Source organism: Sphingosinicellaceae bacterium (assembly GCA_019285715.1).
Taxonomy (GTDB): domain Bacteria; phylum Pseudomonadota; class Alphaproteobacteria; order Sphingomonadales; family Sphingomonadaceae; genus Glacieibacterium.
Genome location: CP079108.1, coordinates 1,147,883 through 1,172,479, shown reverse-complemented (window position 1 = coordinate 1,172,479; position 24,597 = coordinate 1,147,883). Strand labels below are relative to the sequence as shown.

Here is a 24,597-nt window from a genome sequence, read left to right as displayed (position 1 = left end):
GTAATCCCGCCGATTAACCCTTCACGCCCGAGAAATTAATTTGCGGTCGGAGGCGGGTCGGATAAACACGTCCCCAGGTCTTCGAGTCCGGTTCGTGTCGGCCAGGTGGCAGGTCGATGAGTGGGGGTTGAGTATTCGTATGTTGATGACCGATATCGCCGCCGCGCCAGGCAGGCCAGGCGTGCCGCGCATCGGCGCACCCCATGAGGCGTTGCTCGCGGTGTGCTACGGTGAAATCCGGACGATCGCGCAGCGGGTCCTGCGCAGCGACGGTGCCCAGCTGCAGATCCAGCCGACCGACCTGGCCCACGAGGCGGCGCTGCGCATGATGAGCCTCGACCAGATCGTCTGGAAGGACCGTGCGCATTTCCTCGCGATGTCGGCGCGCGTGATGCGGCAGGCGCTGATCGACGAGGTCAGGCATTTTCGCGCGGCGAAACGGTCGACCCCTGAAATCATGACCGAGTGGATCGACAAGGGCCAGCACCGCAGCTTTCCGCTCGACGTGTTCGATGATGCACTGGAGCGCCTGTTCGCCTTTGACCCCGACCGGGCACGTGTCGTCGAACTGCGCTTCTATGCCGGACTGACGATGACCGAGATCGCGGTCGCGATGAACAATTCGGTGAGCACCACCGAGCGGCGCTGGCGAACGGCGCGCGCCTGGCTGATTGCAGCGCTCGACGGCGACGACTGATCGGTGTCCGCTGAGCAGGACGCCGTCCAGCGCGAGGCACTCGACCTGTTTTCGGAATGGCTCGACCTGCCACCGACAACGCGTGACGCCGACCTCGAGCGGCAACTGGTTGACCGCCCGACACTCCTGGCTACGGTCCGCCGGCTGATCGGCACCGAGGCGCACCGGCCGATGCTGCCGACCGAACCGCCCGCACCGGTTGACAAGGTCTTTGCGCAGCCACCGCCCGATCGTGTCGGCGTCTACCGCCTGACCGAGCCGATCGGCCACGGCGGCATGGGGCTGGTGTTTCGCGGTGAGCGCGACGACGGCGTCTTCACCCAGACGGTCGCCATAAAGCTCATCCGCCGCAGCCTGTTCAGCGGCACTGCCGCGGCCCAGTTCGCGAGCGAACGGCAGATCCTCGCGCGCCTCCGTCATCCCCATATCGCGCAACTGTTCGACGGCGGCGTCACCACGAGCGGCGAGTCCTACATCGTCATGGAGTTGATCGAGGGCCGCTCGATCACCGCCCATTGCGATGCCCTGAACCTCGATGCGCGGCAGCGGATGACCCTGCTCCGCGATGTCTGCGATGCCATGCAGTTCGCCCACCAGCACCTGATCGTCCACGCCGACATCAAGCCGAACAACGTCGTCATCGACGACCGCTACGGGGTCAAGCTGCTCGATTTCGGCATTGCCCGGATGATCGACCTCAGCCTGACCGAGAGCCGCGACGAGCCGTTGCCGACCACCGCGCGGGCACAGACTCCGGCGTTCGCAAGTCCGCAGCAGGCGGCCGGGTTGCAGGCGACACCGGCCGACGACGTGTTCTCGCTGGGCCGGATGGCGGCGACACTGCTCGATGACGGCACGCCGCTTCCCGCCGAGCTTGCCGCCGTGGTCGCGCGCGCCACCGCCGTCGATCCGGCGGAGCGCTACGGGACCGCGAGCGCGCTCTCTGGGGACCTCGAGCGCTGGTTGAACGGCCGCCCGGTGTCGGCGTTGCGGTCGACTCCGTCGCGGACCGCTGCGATGTTCGTCCGCCGTAACTGGCTCGGGGTCGGCATCGCGGCGCTGGCGCTGCTGTCGCTGATTGCCGCGGTCGCGGTGACGACCACCTTGTACGTTCGCGCCGAGCATGAGCGGCGGCTGGCCGAGCAGCGTTTCGCCGAGGTGCGGCAGCTCGCGTCGTACCTGCTCACCGATGTCACCGGACAGCTTCAGCACTTTCCCGGCACCTCGCAGCTTCGCAACGATCTCGCCAGGCGCGGCCGAACGTACCTGGAGACGCTGAGCCGGGTGAAGGGGGCACCACTCGACATGCGCCTCGAGGTCGCGCGCGGCTATGCGACGACGGCGCAGATCCTCGGCCAGCCAAGCGTCCAGAACCTCGGCAATCCCCGCGCCGCCAAGCGCGACCTGATCCGCGCCGAGACGGGTATGCGCACCATGCTGGCCGAAACCGGCGACCGCCCCGACATCATGCTGGCGCTGTCGCAGGCGTTGTCGACGCACGCCGCGATCGTCCACGTCACCGACAATAATCCTGCGCTCGGCGAGCAATTGTTCAAACAGGCCTGCGTGCTGGCCGGACGGGCCGTCGCCCGCCTGCCCCGTGACCCGGCCGCCCGGCTGGCACGGATCCGGTGTTCGAGCGGGCTCGCCAATCTCTACGACTACCAAGCGCGCTTCGCCGACATGGAGCGTCCGCTTGCGGTGTCGTTTGCCGACCTGCGCACCATGCCGTCCGGCGCCGACCCGGTCGAAACCGCGCTGGCGCTGGGCAACGCCTACATACTGCGCGGCGACGCCAAATATTACCTCGGAGCGAAACTCGCCTCGCTGCCCGAATACCGCGCCGCAGACCTGGCGCTGCGGCAGCCCGCCAACGCCAACCCCGACGTCCGCCTGCTCGAGCGGCTCGCCTGGGCTGACTATAGCATCGGCAGCCTGCTCGACGACCTGAACCGTCCCGTCGAAGGGTTGCCGGCGATCGAGCGCGGCATCGTCGCTGCGGACCTGATGCTGGCCTTCGAGAAAAGCCCGCGGGCCCGGCACATCGACAACATTCTTCACATGCAGCGGGCCGCAACGCTGGCCTCGCTGCACCGCTATCCCGAAGCGATCGCCGAAGCCGAGGCGGCATCGCAATCGTATCGCCAGGTGGCGGCCGCTGCCCCCGATGATTTCGAAGCGGCCCGGTCGATCCCGGTCAGCATGCGCCCGCTCGGGGAAATCTACTATGCCGACGGACAGCGCGCCCGGGCGTGCGCGATCTTTACCCAGGCCTCGATGCTCTGGGGGCAGCTAGCGCGGCGACACGGCGTGCTCGGTTTCGACACCGCCGACGAGCTGAAGATCGTCAAGAGTCGGCTCGATGTCTGTCGGCGTGCCGGGTTCGGTAACAAGCCGGTCTAGGACGCTGGAACGCGGCTCAAGGTCCTTCAACCGGTCTTCATCAGCCCCCGCTTGGCGCGGCCATCGTGCTGGCCCGGCCGCCGGGAACGATCCCCTCGGTGATCGAGGCGGTGTTGTCGACGACCATCGCCTGCCCGCTGATGAACCGGGATTCGTCCGAGGCGAGGAACAGCACGAGGTTGGCGATGTCGACCGGCTCGCCGAGCGGATTGAGGCCGGCCCCCGACGCCTGTTCGACCAGTGTCGGCAGGTTGCTCGCCGCCATCTTGCCGGGCACCGAGCGCACCATCGGCGTGTCGATCCCCGATGGGTGGACCGAATTGCAGCGGATGTTGTAGCGCCCCTGCGCGCAGTGGACCGCGACGGCGCGGGTATACGCCTCGACCGCGCCCTTGGCGGCGCAATACGCGGCGACATAGGGCTCGCCCTGGACCGAGGCGATCGACGCCATGTTGACGATCGAGCCACCGCCGGACGCTTTCATCGCCGGGATCGCATACTTGCAGCCCCAGACCGTGCCATCGACGCTGACCGCCATGACGAAGCGCAGGTCGACCTCCTCGATCGTCTCGGGCGAGTGCATCTCGACGACGCCGGCGTTGTTGACCAGCACGTCGAGGCGGCCGTGCTTCTCGACGACGGCGGCGACCAGCACCTGCCATTCGGCTTCGTTGCGAACGTCGAGGCGCATGAAGGTCGCGGCCGACCCGAGTTCGGCGGCGAGCGCCTCCCCCATGCCGACATCGACGTCGGCGATGACGACCGTCGCACCCTCGGCAACGAACAGTCGCGCATCGGCGGCGCCGAGGCCCTTCGAGCCGCCGGTGACGATCGCGACCTTGCCGGCAAGGCGACCCGCCCGCCCTCCCCCGGCGCCGTTGGGAACAGTCGAAGTGTCGGTGGAATTGGGCATGAAAATCTCCGGTAAAAAGCCAGCCGCCACGGCTGCAGGGTCGCGTACGACAACTCAGAAGCGGTAGGATGCCTCGACCAGCACCTCGCGGCCGCGGGCCAGCGTGCCGCTCAGCTGGCCGGGCGCCCCCGCCGGGGTATCGCTTCCGGACAGGATCGTGAGCCGGTTGGTCAGGTTGCGCGCCAGCAGGGCCAGCTCGAAGCCCTTGTTCGGCTGATACAGCCGGACCGACGCGTCGACGCGCACCTGCCCGTCCTGGATCGCCGTCGGCCGATAGGTATTGGCCGCCGTAAAGTCGTATTTGCCCCGGTAGTAGCCGTCGATCGAGAACATCCCGTGGACCTCGCCGAACAACGCCCGGTCGTAGGTCAGGCCGAGATTGCCGGCCCAGTCGGGCGACACTCCGATCGGCGTACCCGACAGGTCCTGTACGCCGCCCGAGCAGCCAAGCGCCACGGTCTGGCCGGCGTAGCACTGGCCGTTCGGAAACTTGGTGTAGCGACCGTGATTGTAGCTGATCGCGCCGCGCAGCGAGAAATTGCTGTCCATGCGGTAGTTCGCCTGCACCTCGATGCCCTTGACCCGGGCGCTGGCGGCATTCTTGGTCGTGTAGCTGAAGGTCGTCGGTTCGAACGAGATCACTTGCAGGTCGGTGTAGTCGTAGATGTAGGCAGCGCTGCTGACCGTCAGCTTGCTGCCGAGGAAGGAGCCCTTGGCGCCGATCTCGCCGCCCTTGACCTTGACCGGCCGGAAGGTGAGCAGGTCGGGGGTCGCGGTCTTGTTGATCTGGCCGGGGTTCGAGATGCCGCCCGACAGGAAGCCCGTCTTGTAAGCTCCGTAAAGCGTCGAATTCGGGACTGGGTGCCAACTCAGCGTGACTTCGGGTGAGACATTGTCGTTCGAGACGCGGGCGTGGATGATCTTGCCGACTGGCAGGTTGTTGACGTTGCCCGGGCGCAGGTAAATGTCCTGGAGCGACCCCGTCTTGACCTCGTGGGTATAGCGCGCGCCGCCCGCCAGCTCGAGGTTGGACAGGATATTATAGCGCAGCTGCAGATAGGCGGAGTAGGTGTTGCCCTTGGTCGGGTCGACCGAGAAGGCATTGTCGTAGCGGCCGTCGATCGCGGTGAACCCCGGAACCTTGATGTCCTGGCTGAACACCCGGTCGGTGTGCTCGTACAGGAGCCCGCCGGTAAAGTTGAACGGACCGTGGAAGCTGGATGACGCACGCAGCTCCTGCGAATAGCTCTTCAGGCTGTCGGTCAGTGCGCCCCAGAGTACGCCATACGACTGGTAATCGAAGTTGCCGGCGTTGGCATAGTTGAAGTTGATGTAGCCAGTGATCGACGTCAGCGTGATGTCGTCGAGACGGTAGTTCATGTTCAGCGATGTGATGTACGTGGTCGAATCGTCGAAGGCCCGCCCGGTCTTGCTCAGCGGAATCATGTTCGGCAGCGGCAAGTCGGCGATCGAGACCTTGAAGTCGGGTTTGCAGGTGCCGGTCGGATCGGTCAGCACCAGTGGGCCGAGGACGAGCGAGGGCCGCGTCGCTCCCGGCGCGCAGGCGACGATGGTCGACTGTCCGGCGGCGCCGCTGCCGTGCTGGTGCGCGCCGGTGAACTTCAGCGTCGCATCGAACTGCTCGGTCGGGTGCCAGTTGGCGGTAAGGCGGCCAATCTCGCCGGAGGCCTGGCCCTGATAGCGGCTCGCCGGGCGCGTCACCACTGCCGAACCATCGGGGGCCCGGGTCAGTGGATCGGGCTGGGAAACCGCCGTGTTGAGCAGGTAGCCGCGCGAGTCGAGCACCCGGCCGGCGACGCGGACTGCGAAGGTCTCGCTCAGCGGGATCGACACCGCACCTTCCAGATACCGGGAGTGGTCGTCGAAGTTGTAGCTCGCCTTGGCATAGCCGCCGAACTCCGTGCCCGGGCTGGTGGTGGTCAGCGACAGCACGCCGGCGGGGCTGTTCTTGCCGAAGAACAGGGCTTGCGGGCCCTTGAGCGCCTCGACCGACTGGACGTCGAACAGCCCGAGGAAGATCAGGCGGCCGCGGCTGGTGCCGACGCCGTCGATGACCAGCGACACCGGCTGGTCGACGCCCGCATCGATCGAAGACGAGCCGACGCCGCGGATCGAGACGTTGGCACCGGTGCCGGCGCCCGCGATGTTGATCTCGAGCTGGGGAACCTGCTTCGCGATCTCCGCGATCTGGACGGCCGAGGCGCGGCTCAGCGCCTGCGCGGTCAGCACCGTCGCCGCGACGGGCACGTCGATCAGGCGCTCACGGCGGTTACGGGCGGTGACGATGATGTCGGGCTGGGCGTCGGACGGCGTATCGCGGAGCGCCGGGGCGGGTGCTGTCGGGCCGAGGGGCGTGGCCGCGCCACTACTTTGGCTGGATGCCGGCGCATCTTGCGCATAACCGGCTGTCGCCCATAGAACAGCGGTCGTTCCTGCCAGTAACGTCGCACGAACGCACTTTGAGACCCGCTCGTTCATGTCGGTTCCTCCCCAATTGGCCGCGTTTTTATTCAGCAGTCTGCTTGCTGCTTGAACTGTTTTATACAGCGTTGCTGCCGATGTTGGGCTGCGCTGCCTGTCAGTGTCAACATGGCACTATTGCTAGGTCAGTACGCATTACCCTTCTTGCTTGACACGATGCCGATCACGAGATGTTGGACCGGGGGACGACCGAAAGCGCGGCCGGTCCGTCCTTCAACCTGGCGTCTTGGGCTGGCCGCCGTATCATCAGGCGACGGAACGCCTCGATGGTCCGGCGGAACTGGGCCTCCGATGGTGCCGCCAGCGAGCGGCTGCTGATACCCCCGAGGATGAGGTGGTGTAGGATCGCACCGGTTTCCTCAATGTCGGTATAAGCGCAAAGTTCGCCCCACTTGACGCCGCGCGCCACCGCCGCCGTGAACAGCGCCTGCAACTTGCTCTTCAGCTCCTGGAACTCGGGATAATGCCCCGGCGAACGTGCCGCCAGCAGCGTTGCCTCCTGCCCCAGGCGCGCCAGCACCTGGTCCTCGCGGTAGATCTCGAGGCAGGTATCGAGCACGCGGTCGAGCGAGGCGTTCAGCCCGAGGTCGTTGTCGAGTGCCTCGACGAAGGCCAGCAGGATCTCGTCGTACATCGTGCGCACGACTTCGATGAAGATGACGTCCTTCGACGCAAAGTGATTGTAGATCGCCGGCGCCGTCATCCCGCACGCGCCCGCGATCTCCGCGAGGCTGACGTTCTGCAGGCCATGCAGCGCGAACATCGACGCCGAGGTCTGCAGGATGCGCTCGCGGGTCGCCGCACCCGTGGTGCCTACCGGTCGGCCCGGCGACTTGCGCTTGAGGATGGTCCGGTGTTCGGACGCTGTACGTTTTGCCACCAGCGGCTACCGCGCCGCCCGGAACCGGATCTGCAGTTCCTTCATCGGGTGCAGCAGCAGGCTCGGATGATGTGGCGGATCGGGCAGCGGCGCGGCCAGCTCGATATCGGCGAGCCGGTCGAGCAGGATACCGAAGCCGGTGACGAGCTCCTGCTTGGCCAGCAGTTGCCCGACGCAGAAATGCACGCCGTTGCCGAACGCCATGTGCGCACTGGCGTTCTTGCGCTCGATATCGAACTGATGCGGGCAGGGAAACTTGGCCGGATCGTGGTTTGCCGCGCCGTAGCGGACGATCACGACCGATTCCCGCGGGATCACGCAGCCATGCAGCTCGACATCGCGCGTTGCCCGGCGGACGAGGCCCTGGACCGGGCTCTCGTAGCGCAACGCCTCCTCGACGAAACCCTTGATCAATTCCGGCCGGGCTCGCAGCTTCTCCAGCTGTTCGGGAAACCGCAGCAGCAGCCAGAGGCCGTTCGCCAACGCACTGATCGTCGTATCGTAGCCGCCCGAGATGAGCTGGTGCATCAGGTTCTGGAGCTCGTGCATCGACAGCGGCGCCTCGCCCTCGATGCGGGCGTTGACGAGTGCCGAGATGATGTCGGGCTTCGGCTCGCGGCGCCGGCTCTCGAACATGTCCGCGAGGAAATGCTGCATCTCGAGCTCGATCTCGGCGGTTGCGCGCAGCTCGGCCTCGTTCATCGGCACCATAGCGGGTGCTAGGATGGCGTCGGCCCAGCTCTTGAAAGTCGGCACGCGGTCGCGGTCCAGCCCAAGCTGCTCGGCGATGATGATGCCCGGCAACGGCAACGCGAATTCCGAGACGAACTCGCCTGTGCCACGGGCGATGAACGAGTCGATCAGACTGTTGGCCACCTCGGCGATGTGCGGCTCGAGGTTTCGCACCAGGTGGATGTTGAAGACCTGATCGAGCAGGCGCCGGTAGCGGCCATGCTCGGGCGGGTCGGTGCGCTGCAGGGTCTGGACATGCGACCAGCCGCGCTCCGCCAGCACCGCCTCGTGCACGTGATAGGACGCGCCATTGATGCCGGTGCTCACGTCGGTGTTGCTCGAGAAGCTGACGGTATCGCGTAGCACCGCGCGGACATCCTCGTAGCGCGAGACGACGAACATTCCGGTTTCGGGCATTCGATAGACCGGGCGCTGCTCGTGCAGCAGCGCATAGAACGGGCGTGGATTGCTCTGAACCATCGGGTCCAGCAAGCTAAAATCATCGATCTGGACGCCCACGTTCCTGCCCTCCCCAAGGCCCGACCTGTGAATTAACTGACGTACATTTATTTAATGCCGCAGCGCTGTCAAGCAATTTGGATCGCCCGCGCTTGCCTTAGTCCTTGGTAATGGTCGCAGGTGACGACCACGCAATGGGGCGTCAGGTGGGTTCGGCTCGACGCGCGATGGGGTCGTGCATCCGGTGCGCAGATCGGATAGCTGGAAGCGGATGTCGAAATCCAGTGAACATGCCTACCGGATCGTGCGCGCCGGTATTCTCGACGGCTCGCTCGCGCCGGGCAGTCAGCTGACCGAGGAGGACATCGCCGCGCTGTGCGGTGTCTCGCGAACGCCGGTGCGCGTCGCCATGCAGCGGCTCGAGGCCGAGATGTTCCTCGCACGCAGCGACAGCAACCGGACCTTCGTCAGCAACTGGTCGGCGAATGCAATCGAGGATTTGTTCATGCTGCGGACGATGCTGGAGGCGCACGTCGCCGAGCGCGCCGCCCGCGTCATGACCGATGACACGATCGCGCGGCTGAAGACGTCGAGTGCCGCCAGCCGCAAGGGCATCGACCTGCCGGTACCCGACGTCGATGTCTTCCTCCACGAGAATTTCGTCTTCCATCGGCTCATCCTGGAGGCGACCGGATCGGAGCTGCTGGTCACGATGATGAGCCGGCTCGTCCTCGTCCCCGTGATCCACCAGACGGCGCAACGCTATTCCCGCCAGCAGCTCGAGCAGAGCCAGACCGATCACGAGGAAATCATCGCAGCCTTCGAGGCGCACGATCCGACCTGGGCGGGGGCCATCATGACCTCGCACATCCGGCGCGCGCGGAACGCCTATTTCGGCACGGCGACCCACCCTCCGGCACCGTATCTATAGGGCGAGTGACCGGACTGCGGCCTCAGGCCGGGTCGGCGGATGTCACCGTCGCCAGCCGAACTTGACGGCAAATGCCCGGGCCGGACAGTCCGATCCTGGTCCCCAGCCGCTACGCGCCCAGCATCGCGAGCGCGCGGGCTTCGTCGATCACTTCGGCGTACTTGGCCTGGAGATCGAACAGGTTCGCCTCGTGCGGGCCAGGATGACGGTCGGCGCAGGCATCGGCGACGACGAACGGCGCGAAGCCGTTCTGCAACGCGTCGAGGGTGGTCGCCCGCACGCAGCCCGAGGTCGAGAAACCGGTGATCAGCAGCGTATCGACGCCGATGGCATGCAGCGTCGCCGCCAGCGAGGTGCCGAAGAACGCGGACGCATATTGCTTGGTGACGACGATCTCGTCAGCGCGCGGCTGCAGCGTCGCCGGAAAGGCGCCGAGTGGCGAGCCCTTGAGAAAGGCCTTCAGCGCCGGAACCTTGCGGTAAAAATAGCCGCCGTCGACGCCGCCGGCCTGGTATTCGACGTTAGTATAGATAACCGCCACGCCGCCCGCGCGCGCGGCAGCGACCAGCCGCTCGTTCGAGGCGAGGGCCGGCTCGGCATGCGCGTACAGCGGCGATGCCGGATCGAGATAGGCGACCACCACATCGACGATCAGCAACGCGACCTTATTGCCGGGCTGCAGGTGGCCGTCGAAGATGCCCGCGTAGCTGTCGTGGCGGTCGTCGCTCATATCGCACCGGCAGCCTTCAGCGTCGCGATCTCGGTTTCGTGCATGCCGAGCAGTCCCTTGTAGACCGCCTCGTTGTCTTGCCCGATCTCGCTTGGAGCTAGGCTGCGGATGCCGCCGGGGGTGTCGGATAGCCGAGGGAACGCGTTCTGCATCTTGAACTTCCCCCAGCGTGGCGAATCGACCTCGACCAGTGAGTCGCGCGCCGCGAAGTGCGGGTCCTCCAGCATCTCGGCGGCACGGAAGATCTTGCCGGCGGGTACGCTGTGCTCGATCATCAGCGCTTCGACCTCCGCGATCGTGTGCGTGCGCGTCCACGCCTCGATCAGATCGTCGAGTTGCTTCTGGTTCCGGCCGCGCGAGACATGGTCGACATAGCGCGGATCGGCGGAAAGCTCGGGGCGGCCCATCGCCGCGCACAGGCGGGCGAAGACGGCGTCCTGGTTCGCCCCGATCAGATACTCGCCGTCCGAACACGCATAGACGTTGGACGGGGCGATACCCTCGAGCACCGATCCGGTGCGGTGGCGAACGTGGCCCGCCACGACATACTCGGGCACCAGGCTCTCCATGACCTGCAGCACGGCTTCGTAGAGCGCGCTGTCGACGACCTGACCCTTGCCCGTGGTCTCGCGGGCATGAAGCGCGGCCAATGCCCCCATGCAGCCGTAGGTCGCCGCGAGGCTGTCGCCGATCGAAACGCCCATCCGGCTCGGCGCGCGGTCGGGATCGCCGACGATGTAGCGCCAGCCGCCCATCGCCTCGCCGATGCCGCCGAAGCCGGCGCGCCCGCTGTACGGCCCCGACTGGCCGTAGCCGGAGACGCGGACGATGATCAGCCGCGGATTGATCTCGAGTAGAAGGTCGGGCGCGAGACCCCATTTCTCGAGCGTGCCGGGCTTGAAATTCTCGATCAGGATATCGGCGGTCGCGACCAGCTTGCGGATGATCTCCTGGCCTTCGGGAATGCGCAGGTTGACCGAAACCGACTTCTTGTTGCGGGCGACGACCTCCCACCACAGTTTCTCGTCGCCGTGGCCCCAGTTGCGCATCGGGTCGCCCTGCTTCGGAGGCTCGACCTTGATGACCTCGGCCCCCATGTCGCCGAGCAGCTGTCCGCAGAACGGACCGGCGATGAGCTGGCCCATTTCGATGACGCGGATGTCTTTCAGCGCGCCGGTGTTCTCTGCCATCATCGGATCACTCCGCCGCCATTGCGTAGTCGGCCCAGTACGGCTGGATCGGGGCGGGAAGGCCGGTCTCGGCGAGGCAGTTGGCGCGCAACTGCTCGATCGGCGGCCCGAAGTCGAACAGGTCGGCGGGGCCGCGCGCGGCGCTCATCGCAGCGCGGAGGGCGGTGGTGGCGGCCGCGTCGGCCGCGCCGTCCGCTCCCATCACGACACCGTAGGACCGAGCGCCCTCGACCGTGACGAGGCCCTGGACGATCTCCTTCGCGACAAGTGCCGGATCGCGCAGCAGGGGATCGCCCCAGCCGCCGCCGCCCCAGGTGATGAAGTGCAGCACGTCGTTCGCGTGGACCTCGATATTCTCGACCTTGTTGCCGACGATGGTCTGGGTGCCGTCGGCTTTCTCAAGGACCTTCCGCGCCCGCGCCCCCGGCTTGCCGCCGTTGACGCCCCAGGGCGGGACGAACCAGCGGTCGTCGTGGATCGCGATGACGCCGGGCTCGAGGAAGCGGTACGACATCAGGATGCCATTACCGCCACGGTGCAGCCCCGCGCCGCCCGAATCCGCGACCGTCTCGTAACGCTCGATGACCAGCGGGAAATAGCGTTCGAGGAACTCGTTGGGCACGTTGGTGAAGCCCGGCCACAGCGAGTGGCCGTCGGGGCCATCGCCCATCGGCCGGCCGGGGATGCCGCCGAACGCGATCTGGAACAGCTGGAAATACTCGCCCTTTCGGTCGGTGCCCGAATAAAACAGGTGCGGCGACGACGAGAAACCGGCGGCACACAGGAATTCGGGGGTCTTCTGGCCGAGCAGCCCGCCGAGGATGTCGAAGATGCGCCCCAGGGCGTGGGTCCGACCGGACAGGGCCGCCGGAAACTTCGGCTTGAGCAGCGAGCCCTCCGGGATGCGGACGTCGATCAGGTCGTAGAAACCGTCGTTGAACAGGATCTGCGGATCGAAGATCATGATCATGTAGATCCCGAAGAACATCCGGAACATGTTCTCGTTGAGCAGGAAATTGATCGAAGCGCGGCTCTGCGGATCGGTACCGTCGAAGTCGAGCACGACGCGCCCGTTCTCGCGCCACATCGTGCATTTGATCTTGTACGGGCCGTAACCCATGCCGTCGTCGCAGAGGTAGTCTTCGAAGCTGACCGGGGTCTCGCCGATGGCGTTCGCGATCAGGTGCTTCATCGCCTTGTGATTGCGGGCGAGCAGCTCGTCGCAGGCCGAGGTGAAGACGTCGTCGCCGAAGCGCTCGGCCATCTCGATGACGCGCCGCGAGGCGACGCGGCACGACGCGATCAGGGCATTCAGGTCGGCAGCGCACCACTCGGGCGTCCGCGTCTGGTGCATGATCAGGCTGATTACGTCCTCGTTGTAGACACCCTTCTTGTAGATCTTCACCGGCGGGATGCGGACGCCTTCCTGGAAGATCGACGTGGCGTCGATCGGCATCGATCCCGCGACCTTGCCGCCGATGTCGGACATGTGCCCGAACATCGAGGTGTAGGCGATGACGCGGCCGTCCTTGAAGACTGGCAGCAGCACCATCCAGTCGTTGCAGTGGCTGACCGCACCGCCGACCGAATAAGGGTCGGACAACAGAATCATGTCGCCCTCCTCCAGCGTGCCCGAATAGCGCTCGAGGAACGGCCCGATGTACGAACCGAACTGGCCGACGATCATCCGGCCCTTGCAGTCGGCGATGAGCGGGAAGGCGTCGCCCTGCTCCCGAATGCCGGGTGACATCGCGGTGCGCACCAGCGTTGCGTCCATCTCGACCCGCGAATTGCGCAGCGCATTCTCGATGATGTCGAGGGTGACCGGGTCGATCGCGAGCTTCTCGAACGGCGTCGCGTTGGTCTCGATGATCTGTGCGGGCATCGGTCTTCCCTCAAGCCTGGTTGATCAGGATGTTGCCGACATGGTCGACAGTGGCAACGCAGCCACTCTCGATCAGCGTCGTCGAATCCATCTCGATGACGATTGCCGGACCGACGATTGCGTCCTTGGCCATCAGCTTCGCGCGGTCGTAGATCACCGCAGGCTGCATGGCACCGTTCATCCACAGCTGATGGTCGCGCAGCTTGGCGGCGGCGGGATCGCCATTGCCTTCCGGCAGCCTCGCGGCGGGCAGGTCGAGCGCCAGGCCCATCGCGACCGCGCGCAAATTCACGATCTCGTGTGCGCTCGCCATGTTAAAGGTGAACAGCCGGCGGTGTTCCTCGTCGAACCGCTCGACCAGCCCCGCGATGCCGTTCTCGGAAAGCTGCGTGCGGGTGACTTCCATCGGCACCTCGAACGCCTGCCCCGAATAGCGCAGGTCGATCTCGAAGGTGATGGAGACGTCCGCTGGAGCGATGCCTTCGCCCTCGAGTTCCTTGCGGGTTTGCGCCGCCATCTCGTCGAGGATCGCCTCCAGTTCGGCGAGGTCGGTGTTCGGCACCAGCTTCGAGAACGAGCGTGCGGTCTCGGTCCGCATCCGCGTCGTCGCGTCGCCGAGCGCACACAGCACGCCGGGCGATACCGGCGAGACCGCTGGCCAGCTGCCCATCAGCCGGGCGACCGCGTTGACGTGAAGCGGGCCGGCGCCGCCGAAGCCCATCAGCGCGAAGTCGCGCGGATCGTAGCCCTGCTGCACCGAGATCATGCGCAGCGCGCCGAACATGTTCTCGTTGACGATGTCGATGATGCCGCGGGCGGCAGCGTACAGGTCGATACCCAGCGCGTCGGCGATGGTCTGGACCGCCCTGGTCGCACCTGGCCGGTCGAGCTTGAAAGTGCCGCCGAGCAGCGCCTCCGGCAGATAGCCGAGCACGACGTTGGCGTCGGTCACGGTCGGCAGGGTGCCGCCCTTGCCGTAGGCGACGGGGCCGGGAACCGCACCAGCCGACTGCGGTCCGACCCGCAGCGCGCCGGTGAGCTCGGGCACGTAGGCGATCGAGCCGCCGCCAGCGCCGATCGTCTTCACGTCGAGGGCAGAGGCGCGCACTGACAGGTGGCCGACCTCGGTGGTGCGGACGCGGCGCGCCTCGAGGTTCTCGATCAGCGCGACATCGGTCGAGGTGCCGCCGACGTCGAGCGTCAGGATATTGCGGATGCCGCTGTTCTTGCCGACCCAGATCGCGCCGGTAACACCGCCCGCCGGACCCGACATCAGCAGCGAGACCGGGTGCTCCTCCGACTTCTCCGAGGTCATCAGCCCGCCATCGGAGCGCAGCAGCGACAGCTTGCCGGACATGCCCGCGTCACGCAGCTTGCCGCGCAGGCTGCGGACATAACGCCCGACGATCGGGCGCACCGCGGCATTGGCGACCGTGGTCAGCGTGCGCTCGTACTCCTGCATCTCGGGCAGCACGACGTGGCTCAGCGAGATCGGCACATCGGGCATGATCTCGGCGGCCAATTCAGCGACGCGGCGTTCGTGCGTACCGTTGAGATAGGCGTTCATCAGGCTGACGGTCAGCGCCTCGACGCCCTGCGCCTTGAGTTTCACCAGTTGGGCACGGATTTCGGTCTCGTCGAGCGCGCGGATCTCGTTGCCCTGCGCGTCGACCCGCCCGGCGATCTCGAAGGTGTCCTCGAGTGCCGCCATCGGTTGCGGCTTCGGCCAGACGATCCAGCCCGCCAGGCCCCCCGGCACGAACGAGCGGGCGATCTGCATGACTTGCCGGTAGCCGGTCGTGACGATCAGGCCGACGCGCGCGCCCTTCCCTTCCAGCACCGCATTGGTGGCGACGGTGGTGCCGTGCAGGAAAACCTCGACATCGCTGACCGCGATCCCGGCGTCGGCACAGATCTTGTGCACGCCGATCAGGATACCCTCCGAACTGTCGTGCGGCGTCGACGGCGTCTTCTGCCGCCAGAACGCGCCGTTCGCCTCGTTCAACAGCAGCAGATCGGTAAACGTACCGCCGACATCGACGCCCAGGCGGTAGCTCATCGTCGGTCCTTCACGAAGCGATTGCATGGTGTGGGGCGGGTTGCTCGGCAAGCCCGTGCGGAAATACGCCGGCGCGACCGACCAGCGCCGGCAAGTCGCGGCCCATCTCGCCCGCCAGCCAACGCGAGGCGTCGAGAGTCCGGTCGAGGTCATAGCCGGTCTCGATCCCGGAGCGTCGGAGCATATACAGCAGGTCCTCGGTCGCGATATTGCCCGTCGCGTTGGGCGCGAACGGGCAACCACCGATACCGCCGACCGAGGCATCGAGCGTCGTCGCTCCCGCCTCGACCGCAGCCCAGGCGTTGGCGATGCCGGTCCCGCGCGTGTTGTGGAGGTGGACCCGGATCGGGATCGTCCCCAGTACCGCGCGCAGGCGGGCGACCGTCTCGAAAACCTGCGTGGGCACGGCAACCCCAATCGTGTCGGCGATCGCGATCTCGACGGGATCGGCGTCGGCGACCAGGTGCGCGATCTCGACCACGCGCTCGATCGCGACTTCGCCCTCGAACGGGCAGCCGAAGGCCGCGCCGATGGTCACTTGGGCGCGTCGCCCCTCGGCGCGTGCGAAACGGATGATCTCCGCCGCACTTTCGGCCGATTCCCGCGACGTCTGGCCCTGGTTGCGCTGCGCGAACGTATCGGTCGCGACGCACACCGCACCGATTTCACCGATATCGGTCTCGAGCGCGCGGAAGGCACCCTTCTTGTTCATGACCAGGCCGATCGTCGTCACACCCTTGAGCAGCGACACCCCGGAGATAACCGCCTCGGCATCGGCCATCTGCGGCACACGGTCGGCCCGCACGAAGCTGGCGACCTCGAGACGCCGGGCTCCCGCCGCGACCATCCGGTGGATGAGCTCGATTTTCTGCGCCGTTGAGAAAGCGACCTTCTCGTTCTGCAGCCCATCGCGTGCAGCAACCTCGACGATCTCGACCGTTTGCAAGCTCATCGGCTACGGGTTTGACATATTGGATACATTTCTGAGGGATAATCACAGCGTTGCCGGGAAGCAATCAAAAAAGCGATGCGTCCTCCCTGATGTTGAAAAGCGACAAAAGCTTACTGCCGGCTGGATTGAGCTCGGTCGCAATCTCCCTCTGAGCCAAGGCCTAAGAGGCGATTGTCTATGTATACAAACATGTGCCGGAAAATCATGCGTGGTGTAGCGACGTCGGGGTTCACCCTCAGCTCGCGATATTGTAGCCCCGGAGTTACAAAGCGACCGCTAAACGAGGGCGGGTTCTCGAACTGGAGCCGTCCGCGCGTTAATCGATGGCTTCGCTCTGCACGATCTGCCTCGCTCAGGGATGGTCGCCAGCCACGGGTGCTGGAATGACGAACTCGGTCACGGCGCTGGTAAACGGCTTGTGGTTGGCGTCGTCGAGCTCGATCAGCACCTTGTGCGGCCTTGGCGGAAAGCCGTTGAGGCTCAGCGGCTCGCCACTAGCGTCGGCCCAGTGCCATGGCAGGTCATCAACGGTGACGTGGATGTGACCGATGCGCGGGCTGAGATCGAGCGCGTTTGCTCCGAACACGGGTACAATGCAGAGGTTCTCGGCGCGGTACTGGATGACAACTCGGCCGAACGACAGCGGACCAGGCAGCGGTGGGTCGACGACCAGCCTCGGTGCCGGTTGCGGGTTGTCGATGGCTGCGGCCGCGTGCTCGGAAGGAGAGAAGCAGTGATGTGGGCATTGATTCTGGCGGTTCTGCTGGCGACGGGGGCCGGTGCCGAGGGGCCTCGAGCGACGCCACCGTCCACCGTTCTGCCTCAGCCCGCGGCGCTCCGGGGGCGGCTCGAGGGACCGTTTGAACTGAATTCGCAGATCTATCCAGGCACTGTGCGCCGTTACTGGGTATACGTGCCGGCGAACTACGACCCGTCGCAGCCGCCCAACTTGTTGGTGTTTCAAGACGGTCAGCGTGCAACCAATCCGGGCGGCTCACTGGGGGTCCCGGCGCTGCTCGACAAGCTCATCGAGCAGCGCGCCATTCCCTCGACTCTTGGCGTGTTCGTGACGCCGGGCAACCTGTCGGCGCGCTATCCCGACGATCTCGGCATGCAGAACCCGAACCATCGGTCAGAAGAATATGACGCGCTCTCTCAAGACTATTCCCGCATGACGTTGGAGGAGTTGCTGCCGGCGGTTGCGCAGAAATGGCGGTTCGCAGCCGACCCGAGGCGGCGGGCGATCGGCGGCACCTCAAGCGGCGCAATCGCGTCATGGACGGTAGCGTGGCAGCATCCGGAGGCTTTCGGAAACGTCATCAGCTTTATCGGCAGCTACACTTCGATCGGCCTGAAGCTCGGGCCCAACGGCAAGCCTCTCGCCTATGGCGGCGACACTTATCCCGGCCTCATCCGCAAAAGCCCGATCCGCCCGTTGCGCATTTTCCTTCAGGACGGAAGTAGCGATCTGGACAACGAGCACGGCAACTGGTTCCTCGCTAACCAGCAGATGCTCAAGGCATTGGACTGGGCGAACGCTCATGCTGATGCGGACGGAGGCAAAGGCCCCCGCTACGACGTGAACCATGTCTGGACCGAAGGCGCGCATTCGGATGCCGATGGTGGTGCGATCCTCCCCGACGTGCTTCGCTGGATCTGGCGCGATCAGCAGCCGGCCAGGTGACCGGATCGAGCCCTGCCGACGGCCTGAATCCGCGACACCCGCCCGTGGGCGTTCGCACTGTTCAGCCTGCTTGCCACGTTTGGGCGCTCGTTCCTGCTCGGTATCGACCCGTTGCGGGTGTAGGGATGCCTGCCGCGTCGCCTACGGTGGGCAGCGCGAGTACGGACTTCGGATAGACGTATGGCCCGCAAGCACTCGAAACGTGGCGCGTATGAAGACCCGCATTCCGACGATGAGGCTGCAGTAGCGACGGCGCCCTGTTGGCTCTGCGGACGGCCCACCGGCAAAACGATCGTCTGGCACCATCCCGTGCCGAAAAGTCGGGGCGGTCGCGACGTGGTGCCCATGCACCCGATTTGCCAGCAGACGGTGACAGCGAACTTTACGAACTCCGAACTCGAGCGGCACGGGATGGATGCGGAAGGTCTGCTGGCCAGCCCCGCCATACGCAAATTCGTCGATTGGGTAGCGAAGAAGGACCCCGACTTCACGGCCACCATGACGAAGAAGCAGCGCTGATCGGGGTCCACCTGGACGTTCAGAGGCGCTTGGAAACCTCATGCCAAACGACACACGGCTCAGCGGGCAATGAAGCCGCCGTTGATGAAGAGGGTCTGCGCTGTCACCCAGCTGCCACCCGGGCCGACCAGGAACTCGATCAGCGGCGTGATCTCGTCGATCTCGCCCAGTCGGTTCTGTGGGCTCATGCCGGAGAGAAATGCCTTCGATTCGGTCGTCTCAACCGGGTAGAAAAAGGATGTGTTCAACGGGCCGGGGGCGACAGTGTTCACCGTAATGCCGCGGTCACCGATCTCCTTGGCCAGGGCGCGCGTGAAGTGTTCGAGTGGCGCCTTGGACCCTGCATAGATGGAATAAAGCCCCGTCGTCGCCGCTTGCAGCGTCGTGCCGATGCTGATGATCCGACCATTGTCTTCGATCCGCTTGGCCGCCTCCTGCATGCAGAAGAACGCCGCCTTGCCGTTGATCGCGAAGCTCTGGTCGAAGTCGGCCTCGGTGATCTCGACGAAGGGCTTCTTCACCACCTTGCCGACGGTGTTAATCAGGATGTCGAGCCGGCCGAACCGCCTGTCCACCGCGTCAAAAAGCGCCACGACATCGGGGACCTGTGTCAAGTCCGCGCTTATCAGTAAGGGCTCGGCACCGAAATGCGCGACCTCGGCGGCGGTCTCCTCCGCCTCGCCCCGGGATCCCTCGCCATGGTAATGGACCGCCACCCCGCGACAGCCATTGCGCGCCAGCATGACGGCGTAGGCGCGGCCCTGGTTGCGTGTTGCGCCCATCACTACGGCGACCTTCCCGTCGAGGTTCTTGCTGAAGTCGTTGGTGGTCATCGCCGTTCTCCTTGTTGATGACCAAGAAGTAGGCGACAGGGGGTGGGCGCGGCTTTCAGGATACGCGCATCGTTGGCAGAAAATCCGCAGGCAACATCGAGAACCGACCGTGTCAGACCCCAGCCCGGCCGGAACGCCGCATGTCGCCACTGCGGACATGCCCGTTCCAAACTGGGGGCGACAGGTCATCTCCGATTTCGGCACAGCGGCTTGGAACCGGCGTGACGCCGACGAGATCAGTCAGACGATCCCTCACCATATCGTGCTGCTGTCGTTCAAACCGTTCAGCAACCGCGAGTCACGGCTAGGCGGAACCCGGATCCGCACCGCATCGGCGGCAAGCGGTGCGTGTGAGATCATCCCGGCGGGAGCAGACTTCTGGTCGCGCTGGCATGAATCCAAGGAGGTTGCAGCGTTTTCGCTCTCCCAGTCCTGGCTCGACCGCCTCGCGCAGTCCGATCTCGATTTGCCGGCCGCCATTGTCATCGCGGACGCCTTGCCGATCGTCGACCGCCGCGTGACGCTGCTTGGCAATATGCTCCGCGACGAGCTTCGCACGGGCTCCCGTGCGACTATGGCCAGCCTCGAACTTGACTCGCTGCTCAACCTGCTCGGCATCCACCTCCTCAGGCAGTACGGCGTCGCGCGCCCCCAAAAGGAACTCGGCGGCCTCTCGGACCGGCAGTTCCGGCAGGTGCGAGACTATATGATCGCGAACCTCACCGATGGCGTGAAGCTCGAAAACGTCGCCGGTTTGATCGGACTCTCGTCGAGCCAGTTGATGCGATCATTCCGACGGCGTTCCGGCACGAGCCCACACCAATACTTCACTCGCCTGCGCCTTGATCATGCCCGCGGGATGATCGTCGAAGGCCCGCTGGCTCTGGCCGAGATCGCGCTTGCATGTGGCTTCTCAAGCCAGAGTCACCTCACGGCTGTTATGCGCCGGGAAGACGGCCTGACTCCGGGCGCGCTTCGGGGATAGCAGCCCACAACCGGCCGCGCCCTCCGGCGTGCTGCGCCGCCACTAACGCAAGTCTTCGCGCGCAGTCCGCAGCGGTTTCCCCGCCGCTTCACGTGCGACTCCGCAGCGGCTAGATTCGGCGCGACCGGCTTCCGGTCGGGGCCCGTCACGTAGCATGATCTTGTGGGGTATCGTCCGCGGGGCGTTGGTCGGCTGGTGCGCCGGCAACTTCGATCAGCTCGGCCTGCTGATTGGCGCGCTTGTCGGCTGGTTCATGGGATATGCCCTGCAGCGGACTGTCAGGCGCGAGATCGCAGCGGCGCTCGAGCGAATAATACCCGGCGCTTTCGACGGAAGGCCGCCGCCGGATCCGGATCGAGGCCGACAAGCGGACTGCCGGCTTCGCCGTATCGCCACGGCCGTTCCTTGCTACGCCGCCGGATCGCGATCTACGGAAGCAGGGGTCGGGCGTGTCGACGGCATAGGTAGCCGGATGCCCGGTGCAGCGGCCCGGCTCCGGCAATCAGGCGGCACCGTGCATGGTTAACGTTTGGCGTTGCGAGTCTCCGTGGCTACCATTGCAGCAACGTTTGGGGGGATGAAAATGGGGGTTGGGCACTTGGCTGGTGCGACTGCGCTGCTGGTTGTGATGTCCAGTCCGAACCGCGCCGAGGCCGCGTGCTCAGTGAACAAGATCGCCGAATTACCGGTGACGATGGACCAGATGGGCCCGATGGTTGACGTCAAGATCGAGGGGACGCCGGCCCGCATGATAGCCGACAGCGGTGCCTTTTTCAGCGTGATTTCACCGGGCAGCGCCCAGGCGTTACACCTGTCCACCAGCGCTGGACCGCAAGGCCTTTCCATGCGCAGCATCAGCGGCACCGCATCGATCAGTGTCGCGGTCGTAAAGACGTTTACCCTTGCCGGCGTCGATATTCCGCACGTCCAGTTCATCGTCGGGGGGAGCGAGGTCCACGGTGCCGGCGTCATCGGTCAAAACGTCTTCGGCATCGGCGACGTCGAGTACGACCTGCCCCACGGCGCGATCCGCCTCATGAAGTCATCAGGCTGCGGGAAAGTGAACCTTGCCTACTGGGCGAACGGTCGATCCTACTCGTTAATCCCGATCAGCGCGCGAAGCGCCCAACTGCCGCACACCATCGGTACGGTGTATGTCAACGGCACCGCTATCCGGGCAACCTTTGATACCGGTGCTGCGACATCGATGCTGTCGCTTGCCGCTGCGGCGCGCGCTGGCATCAAGCCGGACAATCCCGGCGTTGCCGACGGGGGCATCGTTTGGGGATTTGGCCGCAAACAAGTCCGTACCTGGATCGCGCCCATCGGAAGCTTCACCGTCGGCGACGGCGAAAAGATCGAACATGCCCGCATCCGCTTCGGCGCGATCGAGGGGGATATCGACATGCTGATCGGAGCTGACTTCTTCATTGCCCACCGCGTCTATGTCGACAACCGGGAGCACCGCCTGTTCCTGACCTACGAAGGCGGCCCGATCTTCAACATCAAGGCTCATTCAGACGGGCCTGCTCCACCACCCGGGACGCCGTTGCCGGGGACCGCCGTTGTGTCGGCACCGCTGCCGGCCGAGAGTTATGCCCGAGAGGGAGCCGTGGCGATGGCCCGCAATGACCTCGACACGGCGATCGCTGATTTCAGCAAGGCCATTGCCCTGGCCCCGACCGAGCCGCACTACCTGGACCAACGTTCCGAGGCTTATTTCCGGCAGAACAAGATCGCATCCGGTCGGGCCGACCTGGATCGGGTTATCGAACTCAAGCCGACCGACCTACAGGCGTTGCTCGCCCGCGCGGCGTTCAAGCTGCGCGATCACGACCGGAGTGGCGCACTTGCCGATCTCGATGCAGCCGACCAGGCCGCCGAGGCTTCTGCTATGGAACGTCTCCCGCTCGGCGGCCTGTTTGTCGAAGCCGGCGAGCCTCAGCGCGCCGTTGCTGCATTCGACCCGTGGATCAAACTACACCCGGTCGATGTCAGGCGCCCGGCGGCGCTGAACGGCCGGTGCTGGGCACGAGCACTCTCCGGCAAGGATCTCGATGCGGCTCTGCATGACTGCGATGCGGCACTTCACCTGCAGCCCCACACCGCCGCGTATCTCGACAGCCGGGGTACGGTGCAACTCCGTCGGGGTGAATTGGCCAAGGCAATCTCGGACTACGATGCCGCTCTCGCGCTCAGTCCCAACCTGTCTTGGTCGCTCTATGGTCGCGGTATCGCCAAGCGGCGGGCAGGGAACATGGTAGGCGGGTCAGCGGACATCGCTGCCGCGGTCGCAATACGTCCGGATATTGCCGAGTATGCAAAAAGATGCGGCTTTGAGCCGTAAGCCGGCACGTAGGCGGCGCGGTCGGATTCGGTCGCGCCGGCGATTTGCGTTCTTCAAGTGCCTGAACAATGTTGGTCCGTGATGAGTCTGCGCGATATGCAGAATTCTAGCTCGAAACCTCGACCCACCGATGCCCTCAAGCGTAGGTCGCCTCGTGCCAACCGTGCGCATTTTCCCTACGCGCTCACTTGCCTCAGACTATCGAGAAGCGCATCGGGCTGCCATTTTTTCGTATCGCTGTCGCGAACATAGCTTGGCTTAGAGGTTGGCAATTGTGGTGATCCCGCTTTGCGTAGGGTCGGCACGCCTCTCAATTTACAATCACAGTTCAGGCAAAGGTGAAGCACCGAGGGGAGACTTGCGTCACAATTTCTGCTCATCAAGCCAGCCGCGGCGTTTATCGAACTCTACCGCAAGGTACGTGTTCATGATCTGCGAAGCCTGCGGAGACTTCATCACAGCAACGAAAGCAGTCGCTTCACGAGCCAAGCCGTCTTTCAACGGCAAGTGGGCACCGATGTGGATCGCGTCCTTGATCTGTGCGATCGCCGCAGGGTTCTTGCTACAAAGAAATTCAGCAATATCCATCGCCTTTTCAACGCAGTCGTCGGCGACGAAATGAACGAGCCCGGCGGCGACTGCTTGTTCCGGCGTGAAGAGCTCGCCCAGCAAGACCAGGCGGATCGCCGCCGCCGCGCCAAGCATGCGCGAGACCATCTGGGTCCCGCTGCCTCCCGGCAAAATTCCCATAAGGACCTCTGGTAGTCCGATCCGGTAGTCTCCGGCTTGTGCGACACGTAGGTCACACCACAGCGCCAGTTCCAGGCCACCACCCATACAATCGCCACTGATTGCCGCGATGATGGGCTTGGGGAGAGATTGCATCGCCCTGAGCATGTCATGGTGGCCGTCGCTCAACGCTGTTCCGATACGCGTCAGTTCAGCGGTGTCGGCACTCAGCGCGGCAAGTTCCTCGACCGAATAATGGGTGAGAAACTTGTCGCCGGTGCCGGTCAGTATGACGGCCCGGACCTGCGGGCTTTTCCACCCGTCGATCAGCTCCAGCAATTCTGCAGCACCGCCCGCGCAGAAATAATTCATTGGCGGATTGCGGTAACGTGCAAGGACAATCCCGCGCTCGTCCGTTGTCGTGTTCCAGAATTCCATAGAAAGCACCCTTAGCAGCGGCTGATCGACAAATCGGCATTAAGTCAGGATCTTGCGCTCGTGAAGACCTTCGAAATTAATGCGGCGATCCTCGATGATAAATGCTGTATTGCAGCATATCGCGGTTGCAAGATTATCATTGGCAATTGCCTCGCATTGCAAGACAACTTCCGAAGCCGCGCTACTTACCGGAAAGACGCGTCATGCTGGATAGTAATCGGCTCGATGGCAAGATCGCGCTGATCACGGGGACCGGCGGCGAGATCGGACTGACGACAGCTTAGCTACTTGCGGCCCGCGGCGCGGGCACCGTCGGAGTCGATCGCGATGGGGACAGCCTTGCTCGGTTGCTCAACCTGTTACCAGACGCGGGCGATCCTATGTCCCGAGCAAGAATGCGGTCGTCGTCTTGACGCCTAGCGCCGCGGTCGAGCGGCCGTCGAGCAAGGTGCGGATCAACAGCTTCAACCCGGGTCCGGCCGAAGAGCGGATGATGGCGGCGCTCACCGAGGGCTTTGCCCCTCGGGATGGCGAAGCGATGGCTGGCCGGCGCGCCCTCAAGTCGCGACAGCAGCGCCGAGTAGATCGACCCCGCTGTCGCCTTTCTCGACAGCGACGACGCGCGCCATGTTAACGGCGGTTCCTCGTCCTCGACGGTAGACATACTATCGTCTGATGGTCCGCGACGCATGAAGTCCACCAGGGGGCGAGGGCAATCGCCCAGGGCCA

The 24,597-nt window shown here is 65.0% G+C and carries 20 protein-coding genes; 7 read left to right on the top strand and 13 right to left on the bottom strand.

What is annotated here, in order from left to right; translation table 11 throughout:
* The first annotated feature begins 127 nt into the window (after positions 1–127).
* Positions 128–697, top strand: coding sequence for a sigma-70 family RNA polymerase sigma factor (locus KX816_05505; GenBank protein QXQ07482.1), 570 nt, complete (start codon positions 128–130; stop codon positions 695–697).
* A gap of 3 nt (positions 698–700) precedes the next feature.
* Positions 701–3,100 carry a serine/threonine protein kinase gene (locus KX816_05500; protein QXQ07481.1) on the top strand — a complete coding sequence of 800 codons (2,400 nt, stop codon included), beginning with the start codon at positions 701–703 and terminating at the stop codon, positions 3,098–3,100.
* A 40-nt stretch (positions 3,101–3,140) separates the two neighbouring features.
* Here the strand turns inward: KX816_05500 and KX816_05495 are convergent, their stop codons facing one another.
* The 4 genes from KX816_05495 to KX816_05480 form a co-directional block, all read right to left on the bottom strand.
* A complete protein-coding gene (locus tag KX816_05495; protein QXQ07480.1) occupies positions 3,141–4,013 on the bottom strand; it encodes an SDR family oxidoreductase in 873 nt (290 codons plus the stop codon).
* 54 nt (positions 4,014–4,067) lie between these two features.
* A complete protein-coding gene (locus tag KX816_05490; protein ID QXQ07479.1) occupies positions 4,068–6,512 on the bottom strand; it encodes a TonB-dependent receptor in 2,445 nt (814 codons plus the stop codon).
* A 166-nt stretch (positions 6,513–6,678) separates the two neighbouring features.
* Positions 6,679–7,395, bottom strand: a complete 717-nt coding sequence (locus KX816_05485) for a TetR/AcrR family transcriptional regulator (GenBank protein ID QXQ07478.1) — start codon at positions 7,393–7,395, stop codon at positions 6,679–6,681.
* A 6-nt stretch (positions 7,396–7,401) separates the two neighbouring features.
* A complete protein-coding gene (locus tag KX816_05480; GenBank protein QXQ07477.1) occupies positions 7,402–8,607 on the bottom strand; it encodes a cytochrome P450 in 1,206 nt (401 codons plus the stop codon).
* A 250-nt stretch (positions 8,608–8,857) separates the two neighbouring features.
* Here KX816_05480 and KX816_05475 point away from each other — a divergent pair, with 250 nt between their 5' ends.
* On the top strand, positions 8,858–9,517 hold the full coding sequence (locus KX816_05475) for a GntR family transcriptional regulator (protein QXQ07476.1): 660 nt from the start codon (positions 8,858–8,860) through the stop codon (positions 9,515–9,517).
* Between the two features lie 109 nt (positions 9,518–9,626).
* Here the strand turns inward: KX816_05475 and KX816_05470 are convergent, their stop codons facing one another.
* From KX816_05470 to KX816_05445, 6 genes are all read right to left on the bottom strand, one after another.
* Positions 9,627–10,247, bottom strand: a complete 621-nt coding sequence (locus tag KX816_05470) for an isochorismatase family protein (GenBank protein ID QXQ07475.1) — start codon at positions 10,245–10,247, stop codon at positions 9,627–9,629.
* Positions 10,244–11,440: a CoA transferase gene (locus tag KX816_05465; protein ID QXQ07474.1), complete on the bottom strand. Its 1,197-nt coding sequence runs from the start codon at positions 11,438–11,440 to the stop codon at positions 10,244–10,246. Before KX816_05465 ends, KX816_05470 begins: the two co-directional genes overlap by 4 nt.
* A 4-nt stretch (positions 11,441–11,444) precedes the next feature.
* Positions 11,445–13,322 carry a hydantoinase B/oxoprolinase family protein gene (locus KX816_05460; protein ID QXQ07473.1) on the bottom strand — a complete coding sequence of 626 codons (1,878 nt, stop codon included), beginning with the start codon at positions 13,320–13,322 and terminating at the stop codon, positions 11,445–11,447.
* Between the two features lie 10 nt (positions 13,323–13,332).
* A complete protein-coding gene (locus KX816_05455; protein QXQ07472.1) occupies positions 13,333–15,381 on the bottom strand; it encodes a hydantoinase/oxoprolinase family protein in 2,049 nt (682 codons plus the stop codon).
* 10 nt (positions 15,382–15,391) lie between these two features.
* Positions 15,392–16,333, bottom strand: coding sequence for a hydroxymethylglutaryl-CoA lyase (locus KX816_05450; GenBank protein QXQ07471.1), 942 nt, complete (start codon positions 16,331–16,333; stop codon positions 15,392–15,394).
* A gap of 352 nt (positions 16,334–16,685) precedes the next feature.
* Positions 16,686–16,919, bottom strand: a complete 234-nt coding sequence (locus KX816_05445) for a hypothetical protein (GenBank protein QXQ07470.1) — start codon at positions 16,917–16,919, stop codon at positions 16,686–16,688.
* Positions 16,920–17,069: 150 nt separating this feature from the next.
* On the opposite strand from KX816_05445, the gene KX816_05440 reads away from it, so the two are divergent.
* Both KX816_05440 and KX816_05435 read left to right on the top strand, forming a co-directional pair.
* A complete protein-coding gene (locus KX816_05440; GenBank protein ID QXQ08414.1) occupies positions 17,070–18,017 on the top strand; it encodes an esterase family protein in 948 nt (315 codons plus the stop codon).
* Between the two features lie 180 nt (positions 18,018–18,197).
* Positions 18,198–18,536, top strand: coding sequence for a hypothetical protein (locus tag KX816_05435; protein QXQ07469.1), 339 nt, complete (start codon positions 18,198–18,200; stop codon positions 18,534–18,536).
* Between the two features lie 59 nt (positions 18,537–18,595).
* Here KX816_05435 and KX816_05430 read toward each other — a convergent pair whose 3' ends face one another.
* Positions 18,596–19,369 carry an SDR family oxidoreductase gene (locus tag KX816_05430; GenBank protein QXQ07468.1) on the bottom strand — a complete coding sequence of 258 codons (774 nt, stop codon included), beginning with the start codon at positions 19,367–19,369 and terminating at the stop codon, positions 18,596–18,598.
* Here KX816_05430 and KX816_05425 point away from each other — a divergent pair.
* Positions 19,359–20,354 carry an AraC family transcriptional regulator gene (locus tag KX816_05425; protein QXQ07467.1) on the top strand — a complete coding sequence of 332 codons (996 nt, stop codon included), beginning with the start codon at positions 19,359–19,361 and terminating at the stop codon, positions 20,352–20,354. The genes KX816_05430 and KX816_05425 overlap by 11 nt on opposite strands.
* Before the next feature lie 145 nt (positions 20,355–20,499).
* On the opposite strand, the gene KX816_05420 is transcribed toward KX816_05425, so the two are convergent.
* Positions 20,500–20,721 carry a hypothetical protein gene (locus KX816_05420; protein QXQ07466.1) on the bottom strand — a complete coding sequence of 74 codons (222 nt, stop codon included), beginning with the start codon at positions 20,719–20,721 and terminating at the stop codon, positions 20,500–20,502.
* 297 nt (positions 20,722–21,018) lie between these two features.
* Between KX816_05420 and KX816_05415 the strand changes: the two genes are divergently transcribed.
* Positions 21,019–22,701, top strand: coding sequence for an aspartyl protease family protein (locus KX816_05415; protein QXQ07465.1), 1,683 nt, complete (start codon positions 21,019–21,021; stop codon positions 22,699–22,701).
* Between the two features lie 363 nt (positions 22,702–23,064).
* On the opposite strand, the gene KX816_05410 is transcribed toward KX816_05415, so the two are convergent.
* Complete coding sequence (locus tag KX816_05410; protein QXQ07464.1) at positions 23,065–23,868, bottom strand: enoyl-CoA hydratase/isomerase family protein; 804 nt, start codon at positions 23,866–23,868, stop codon at positions 23,065–23,067.
* Positions 23,869–24,597 lie beyond the last annotated feature (729 nt).